Here is a 7,819-nt window from a genome sequence, read left to right as displayed (position 1 = left end):
ATGTCCGCGAAATGTTACAGCGGACAAAAAATTTTAATTTTTTGCATTTCTCTGTTATAGCAGTTCAAAATAACAACTCTATTATAGGCAGTTATCAAAGGTTTATCAATGCGGCAACTGTAAACAGATCCTCTGCCAAAAACTCTTAAAACTACTGGCAAGCAATGCAATCTTACGTAAGATTGCGTATTTAGCAGAAATCCCGTTCCCGGAATTCCTGCTAAATGCTTGTTGGTGACATATCCCCAAACCCCTGAGATCATTGCCGGTGGCAATGGCTGCGCGTTCCGTTGGAACGCTGAAAACGAAAAGCTGACAAACCTTATTGACGTGATTTTTCTGTGCTGCGCTGCGGTAGCGGTGGGGAAGAAATCTCTAATAGATATTCCACATTAGCCCGAACATTATGAAGTTCTTTCATATCATTTTTGGCCTGCTTATAGGCAGAATAGGCTTTCCGTTTTTGTTCCAGAAGATCGGTGTATTCCTCCCGGAGAGATTTAACAGAGGGGAGCTTTTGGATTCCTAGCTCGTCAAAATGATTCTTTGCCGCCTGGTGTAGCAGAATTTCAGCCTCATGTACTATTCGGTATTTTTTGCTGTACCCGGCTTTGCGATATTCTACATAGACAGCCCGCGTTTTCGCATAGTTTACGATCTGCTTTTGTAGCTCGGCATTGGCGTTCATTCTTGACTCTAAATCTTTAATTTGAACGGATAAGGTATTGAAATTAGTGGTAGCGGCGTTGGCTTTTTCCAGAAGATCCTCATAACCCATATCGCCATGTTCTTTTAAGTAGAGCACTGCCTGGGAAAGCTGTTTTAAGTTGAACACTTTTGCCCAACGCTCATAACCGGGACCTTTGCCGGAACGGATTGCAGCCTCTATATCTACCAGCAATCCAACTTTGGAAACCGGTTTTTTTGAAAAAGTATGGTGGGATTTTACTGTCCGTGTACCGGCAATTCGTTCTTTGATGGCCTGTTCTGTATAATCGCCTTTGAGCGTATCGCATCGGGTATAATTTTCTTGTCCCGGAACTCGGAACCGAAGATGTTTTCTTTCACGGTTAACTTCAATCCCGGCAGCCTCCAGCTTCTTTAGAAGTTCCTCAAAATCTTTTGGCTTTTCCTCTAATGCAGCATCAATAGCAATGCGTATCTGCTCCTGAAAGGAAGGCTGCTTTTTATTTCCCAGCCATGTGCCATAATGCTCCCGGCTGGGTTTCGGATTTTCTACAATCGAAAGTCCATGCTCCAAACACAGCTTGTCATTCATTCGCCGGATTGCCCAGGTAGAACCCCAGAAGTTGCGAAATTTTTTCTGACAGTCCAGTGTAGTAGAGTTGATAATGATGTGATTATGGACATGGTGCTTATCCACATGGGTGCAGACAACAAAGGCATGGTTTCCTTTTGTGAGCTTCAGTGCCAGCTCCCTGCCGATCTGATTAGCTTCTTCTGGCGTAACTTCGCCGGGCTTAAATGCCTGACGGAGATGGTAGGCGATCACATCATCTGCACCCTGATTTCTGCCGGTCAGATTTGCATACTGTCGTTTGGACAGAAGAAACTCTGCATCAGCAAGCCGGGTATCACACTCATAGCCATAAATGAATTTTCCAAAATCGGTTTTCTGCGGATTTTCTACATAATCAATAATATCTGAGATCGCAGTAGAGATATTCCGACCTTTTCCTACATGCAGAGGCATCAGTCTTGTGGTCGCTATTTTCGTCACCTCCTTAACTTAATTCCAATCAGAGAAGTTATAATTGCAGAAAAAGAGCGGGGCTGCCTATGCGCCCCGCCAAATCTGCTTAACCAAATATAAAATCCTTTAAGGCACTGTTTGCCCCGCCAATGATCCCTACCAGCCATGCAGCCGCCAGAGGCAGACCGTATGGACTGATAAGAAAGGCGATCATAAGCCATGCAAGACCCGGCAAAAATCCTGCGACAAAGAACAGCACCAATGCCGCCAGAAAGATGATCCCAGAAAGAATCCCAAGTACCGCACCGGAAAGAACCACTAAAAATTTACATACCAGATAAAGAATCCCCGTAACCAGCATAAAGGGAAGTGCCAGTAATTTACCTATCAAACGCATACGCTTTGCCTCCTTTCAGAAGGGCATCTGCCCTTATAAAAATTTTACCGTGACGGCAAAAAGAAAGCAACGGCTTTCCGGCTGTTTATGAAATGTTTGCAAATCCCCGGATCAGTTTGTCCATGCCATCCCAAAGGCTGTCCAGACGGGTGCGGATGTCATCTATATCTGCGGCATAAATATTGCCGGTCTCATTGGCCCGTCTGGTATATTGGTTTAAGTTATTGGAACAAATGCGGAGAAGCCGGATCATTTCCTGAATATCTCCCATATCAAGGTGGATGATGTAACCGTCTACGGCCATCTTTCGCAGATATGCCGACAGGTTGGTAATGCCAAGTTCCGCCATGCGTTCTTTTACCAGTTCGGCCTCCGCTTCGGACATGACAAATTCGACGCGGACGGATTTTTTGTTATGCCCGCCATTCATCGTTCCAACCCTCTTTTATGAGATGAGACCTCCTGCGTCGAAACCGCCGTCTTTGCTCTTTTGAGTTTTTCCCGCAGGGTGGTCTTTTCCAGCTTATCAAGATATTCCTCCAGATTTCCGGCTGTCGCATGATAGCTGCGTTTGAGGCGTTCCCGTTTTAGAATTATCATCAGCTCCGGCTCATTTTCTGGCAGATAAGTCATTGTTTTAGGGGCTCCATGCTCTGGCATAAGCCGGTTCATAAATTGTCTCCGTTCCTGATAGGGAATCGTGATAACATTTCCATCCTCAAAAGCAACGGCTACATTTCCGATTGGACAGGTCAATTTTTTCATCCGTTCCACATGTTCTCTATAATTTAGCGGATAGAGATCGCCAAATATTTTTCCGTCCCTGACTTCTTTCAAAGAGATGGCATAAGCCAAAACGGGATCATTTGTCTGCTCCTGGTAAAACCGCCACACTTTGTTTTCATGGCTGCCCTCCAGATAAACTTCCCGTTCGCGCAGGGTATAGGTTCCGCAAGGGCGTGACATCCAAAGAAGCTGTTTATCCTCTGAACGCTCTGACACAGCCAGTTTTGAGATCAGTTCCTTATCCAGGTCAAAGTCCTCTTTATAATGTTGGGTATGAAGATCTACGATACGGGAAAGAGCACCCAAAAGATCTACATCCTCAAATCTTACCCCGGCCATCAGCGTTCCCTTTCCGGCACCGGAGGGATCATCTGCCTTGCTTCATGCTCCGGTTTGTCTGCTTTCAAACGGTCCATCAAAGACGGCTTTGCTTCCGGCACCAGCTCCCGGATTTCTTCATCCGTCTGTCCGTCTGTCAGATCCGGGCGCACAGGAGGTTCGTTGTTCAGCCTGCCATCCAGCATATTGTAGTTGCCGGTCTGACCTTCCTCATAAAGTTCTGCATTGCGCAGATAACTCTCCGGCGCCTGAAATGGCTGTCCGGCAAACAGAATTTCTCTTTGGGTGGTAAACTGTGCAAGGACCCCATTTTGCAGTCTTGCAAATTCTTCATACTGGCGCAGGGTAAGCCCTCGTTCCAGCATTTCCGCCTGGGTATGCGCCCAGCCTTCTCCATAGAGAAAATAGTACATGTCGGGCTGATCACAGACAAAACACAGGGAACCGTCCTGATTGTCATAGTAAGATGGCTGCATATTCTGGTAATGGCAGCGTTCCTCACGCCCCAAATACACACGGTTGTCCGCACCCAGCATAGCGACCATACCCGCGTAATTACTATGGACCGCAGAGCGGATTTCTACCAGCGGATCTGTTTGAGAAGGAATCTGTCTGCCCGGAATCTCATTTTGTTTTTCCGCTGCATCATTTCTTGGTATCACTTCTTCATGGCTGCGTGCATCCAGCTCCGGTTGAGATGTTCCTTTCCGAACAGCACCGGGCTCCGGTTCTTTTTCTTTCACATAGTATCGGACATTTGCTGTCGTATGTTCGTTGGCTTCCTTTGCATAGTTTTCAGCAGCAGCTTTGGTATCAAACTCCAACGGTTTTCCATTTTCCTTGCACCAGCTTTGTGCCGGTCCGAAAATAGAAGTGCTGCTTCGTACTGCCCATACACCATAGGTCCGTTTCTTTTCCATTCCGCATCCCTCCTTATCGTTCCTGCTGTTTGGAAGTTTGTTGCTTTTTTACCGGGTCTGCCGGTTTTGTTGCTTTTAGCTGCTGACGGAGAGAATTCTTATGCTCCAGTTTGGAATCTGTGATGTTGACATATTCGCCAATGATACAGAGCGCTTCTCCATAACTGCCGGAAACAAATACCCGATCAGACATTTCTTTTGCCTGTTCTTTCAAACCATGCTCCCGCAAAGTACGGGAAGCAATACCCAGCAGATTAAAAATGTTCCCATCTGCTCCGATCAGCGGACAATCCGGTTTATCTGCCAACGCTTCCGGTGTTTCTATAAATCCGCCTAAATAATTCGGCACAAAGTCCGACAGCCATGTGCCGCCATAGACTTCATGGGTCTGTAAACGCCACAGGGCAAGTTTTCCTATATCCAGTTTCACATCATCAAACGGGTAAAGCAGACAGGTCAGTTCGCCGTGCTGAAAAGCAGCCACATTCTCAAACTGACAGCCATCTTTCAATATGCCTGCTTTTGTCAGCATTTCATTGATCCCGTCCACCCACTCTGTCAGATCCCCGCCACAGCCCTGTAAAATCAGTCCTTCCTTATCCGGCATGCGGCGAAGATCCTCCGCAGTAATCGTGTTGATATTCAAAAAATCGCCTCCTATCGTTTTTGTTAAAATATATGTTTTGTCCGCAACTTAACCTCATTTCAAAGCACCGGAGTATTCTTATACAGCTCCCTTGAAAACAGGTGCAAAAAGCCCTTGAAAATCAAGGACTTTTAAGGCTAAGTTGCGGACATATCATGGTTGGTTTTGCCGCTTCCGGCGTTTGCGTTCCCGCTCGGATTTCCGTCTTGCATAGACCCGGCAGGCAGCGGAACAATATGCCTGGCTGGTTGTAGGAAGATATGCCTTTCCACACACAGGGCATATTTTCTGTCTCATGGAGGTGTCCTCGCCGGTAATGGCTGATTCCAGTGCTGCATCCACCGGCAGCACCGCTTTTTCAAAGTACCTGCAATAAGCACCGGTCCACCATTTATTCAGCATGTAACAAGGGCTGTCCAGAGGAAGGCAGATCTTATCCTGGGAGTCATAGTTGGCGCAAAGCTCCGTAACCAGCTTTCGGATCGTAGCCCGCTCCGAGCGGTTCAATTCTCTCTCCGCCATAACGCCTACCTTTCCGGGGCTCTGCTTTGCCGACCGCTGGAAATTTCGGTTGTATCAGTAACATTCCTGGGCTGTGAAAGGGCATCGGCGATAGAGTTCCGCTTTTTCTGTTTTGGTTCATGGTAAATAAAAAGTTCATTTTTTCCTGGTACATACAACAATCCATTTTCTTCGCAGCGGAAAATATCACATTCTTTGTCTGTTGAAACGGTATAAAAGTCTTTGTAATCATAAGGTGCTTTTTGCCGATCCTGATAGGTACACAGCCCTAAGTTGGGGTCACTTGCCAGCCGTTTCGATATGGCGAAAAAGTCGCCTTCTTTTTTGTGAAATTTTCGTATGGGCGTGAAGTGATAACCGCCATATTCAAAGGTTTTTCGATCGCTCATTTACGCCTGCCTTTCTTTACTGGAAATTCCAGCTTGAAATTCACATATTTACCGCCGGTATCATCCAGAATCACTTCCGCATCATAGGTCTTTCCTGTTTTTTCACTGTAAAGCCCGGACATAGAAATACGGCCCTCTTTCAAAAGAGCCGCTGCCACAGACTTTGTGATGGATTTTTTCTTGCTGGAAAAGAAACGGTTATCTTTCCAAAGAGCAAAAGAACATTCCCTGTTGTCGCAGAAAAAACCTTTCTTTCCTTCATATACCGGGGCTCCGCAGCGAGGACATACCCCTACGGCTTCATGTGCAGTTCCTCTGGAAGAAGGAAACAGATCCGCAAAACGTTCTTCCGGGGTAGTATGTTCTTTTACCAGCGTCCGGCTCATATCTGCAATCTGATCCATAAAAGATGTTGCCGACAGTTCGCCATGTTCCACTTGTTTCAGCATGGATTCCCATTCTGCAGTTAAGATGGGAGATTTGATATTGTCCGGCAGGACTGCGATCAGGTTCTTTCCTTTTTCCGTAGGAATGAGCTGCTTTTTCTTTCGCTGTACAAATCCGGCAGAAACCAGCTTTTCCAGTGTTGCCGCACGGGTAGCCGGAGTACCCAATCCTTTACGCTCGGCATCTTCCGGCATATCTTCCGCACCGGCAGTCTCCATAGCGGACAGCAGTGTGTCCTCCGTATAGTGTTTCGGCGGTGAAGTTTTCCCTTCACGGAGACTTGCTGATACAGCTTCAAAAGTCTGTCCTTCCTGCAGCACAGGGAGAGCGACAGCTTCATTTTCTTTGTGTTCCGTTTCACTCTGCCTGATACTCATACGGTGAATCCGTTCCACCTCTTTCCAGCCGGACTGTAAAATAGTCTTTCCTTTTGCCGTAAAAGTATATCCCTGGCAGTCCAATATAGCGGTGACCGCTTCAAATCGGTGTACCTGCGTTGTGGCACAAAGCAGTCTGACGGCAAGCAGGGTAAGCACATCCCGCTCCCCGGAAGGAAGCTCCGACAGGTCTGTCCGTGCAATCTCCACAGTTGGGATGATGGCATGGTGGTCGGTCACTTTGCTGTCGTCTGTTACCCGGTCAATGTCCGGCTCTCCGGCGCAGCCTTTTCCAAAGGGCATATTGTCACGCAGCCATAGGATCAGGGAAGCGGCGGTTGCCTGCATGTCCTTCGTCAAATACTGGCTGTCCGTTCTCGGATAGGTTGCCAGCTTCTTTTCATAGAGAGATTGCACATAATCAAGGGTCTGTTGAGCCGTATAGCCATAAATACGGTTACATTCCCTTTGCAGAGTTGTAAGGTCATAAAGGCGGGGAGGCTGTATAGTTTTTACCTGCTTTTCCGCAGAACGCACAAAAGCGGAGTTGTGGTCACAGTCCATACGGATTTTTTCAGCCTCGGATCGTTCCGTCATTTTTTCGCCGGAAGCAGTAAAACCTCCGCAGGTGATTTCCGGCACATAAAAAGGCTTGCTGATGAAGGATTCAATATCCGACTCACGCTGTACCAAAAGTGCCAGCGTCGGTGACATAACACGGCCGACATTTAGTGTGACACCATACAGGACAGAAAAAAGCCGGGTGGCATTGATCCCGATCAGCCAGTCGGCTCCTGCCCGGCATACTGCCGCATCATAGAGTTTATCGTAATCACTGCCGGGACGGAGATGGTCAAAACCCTCACGGATCGCCGCATCCTCCATACTGGAAATCCAAAGGCGTTCCATAGGCTTATTACATCCGGCATATTCATAGACCAGACGGAAGATCAGTTCTCCTTCACGCCCGGCATCCGTAGCGCATACCACAGAATCAACCCGTTTGTCCTTCATCAGCCGGCACAAAAGGGCAAGCTGCTTTTTCTTATCCTTTGGAACTTCATATTTCCAGTTTTCCGGTAGGATCGGAAGGTCCTCATACCGCCATTTGGCGTACTGTTCTTTGTAAGCCTCCGGCTGTGCCAGTTCCAAAAGATGTCCCACGCACCAGCTCACCAGATAACCGGAACCTTCGAGATAACCGTCTTTTCTTTCCGTTGCGCCTAATACTGCTGCCAGTGACATAGCAACAGAGGGCTTTTCTGCAATCACAAGTTTCAAT

General features: G+C 47.3%; 9 protein-coding genes. All 9 read right to left on the bottom strand.

Translation table 11 applies throughout. The annotated features are described in order from the left end of the window. Positions 1 to 322: 322 nt before the first annotated feature. The gene (locus PGQ38_RS16570; RefSeq protein ID WP_055158534.1) at positions 323 to 1,732 is read right to left on the bottom strand and encodes a relaxase/mobilization nuclease domain-containing protein; all 1,410 of its coding nucleotides are present in this window, start codon (positions 1,730 to 1,732) and stop codon (positions 323 to 325) included. An 88-nt stretch (positions 1,733 to 1,820) separates the two neighbouring features. After that, positions 1,821 to 2,111 carry a CD1845 family protein gene (locus PGQ38_RS16565; RefSeq protein ID WP_005361132.1) on the bottom strand — a complete coding sequence of 97 codons (291 nt, stop codon included), beginning with the start codon at positions 2,109 to 2,111 and terminating at the stop codon, positions 1,821 to 1,823. 85 nt (positions 2,112 to 2,196) lie between these two features. After that, entirely contained in the window at positions 2,197 to 2,541 is a 345-nt protein-coding gene (locus PGQ38_RS16560; RefSeq protein ID WP_055158497.1) for a plasmid mobilization protein, read from the bottom strand. Further along, entirely contained in the window at positions 2,538 to 3,236 is a 699-nt protein-coding gene (locus PGQ38_RS16555) for a hypothetical protein (RefSeq protein ID WP_055158499.1), read from the bottom strand. Before PGQ38_RS16555 ends, PGQ38_RS16560 begins: the two co-directional genes overlap by 4 nt. Further along, positions 3,236 to 4,156: a DUF4316 domain-containing protein gene (locus PGQ38_RS16550; RefSeq protein WP_005361129.1), complete on the bottom strand. Its 921-nt coding sequence runs from the start codon at positions 4,154 to 4,156 to the stop codon at positions 3,236 to 3,238. The genes PGQ38_RS16555 and PGQ38_RS16550 overlap by 1 nt, the downstream gene beginning before the upstream one ends. A 13-nt stretch (positions 4,157 to 4,169) precedes the next feature. Beyond that, positions 4,170 to 4,763, bottom strand: a complete 594-nt coding sequence (locus PGQ38_RS16545; RefSeq protein WP_426759769.1) for a hypothetical protein — start codon at positions 4,761 to 4,763, stop codon at positions 4,170 to 4,172. A gap of 192 nt (positions 4,764 to 4,955) precedes the next feature. Further along, complete coding sequence (locus PGQ38_RS16540) at positions 4,956 to 5,324, bottom strand: cysteine-rich VLP protein (RefSeq protein WP_055156923.1); 369 nt, start codon at positions 5,322 to 5,324, stop codon at positions 4,956 to 4,958. A gap of 5 nt (positions 5,325 to 5,329) precedes the next feature. Beyond that, positions 5,330 to 5,713 carry a hypothetical protein gene (locus PGQ38_RS16535; RefSeq protein ID WP_025580944.1) on the bottom strand — a complete coding sequence of 128 codons (384 nt, stop codon included), beginning with the start codon at positions 5,711 to 5,713 and terminating at the stop codon, positions 5,330 to 5,332. Further along, on the bottom strand, positions 5,710 to 7,818 hold the full coding sequence (locus tag PGQ38_RS16530; protein WP_071144307.1) for a DNA topoisomerase 3: 2,109 nt from the start codon (positions 7,816 to 7,818) through the stop codon (positions 5,710 to 5,712). Before PGQ38_RS16530 ends, PGQ38_RS16535 begins: the two co-directional genes overlap by 4 nt. Between the last annotated feature and the right edge of the window lies 1 nt (position 7,819).

This window comes from Blautia faecis, from assembly GCF_027662325.1.
GTDB classification, from domain to species: domain Bacteria; phylum Bacillota; class Clostridia; order Lachnospirales; family Lachnospiraceae; genus Blautia_A; species Blautia_A faecis.
This window is presented reverse-complemented; position numbering and strand designations above follow the sequence as displayed.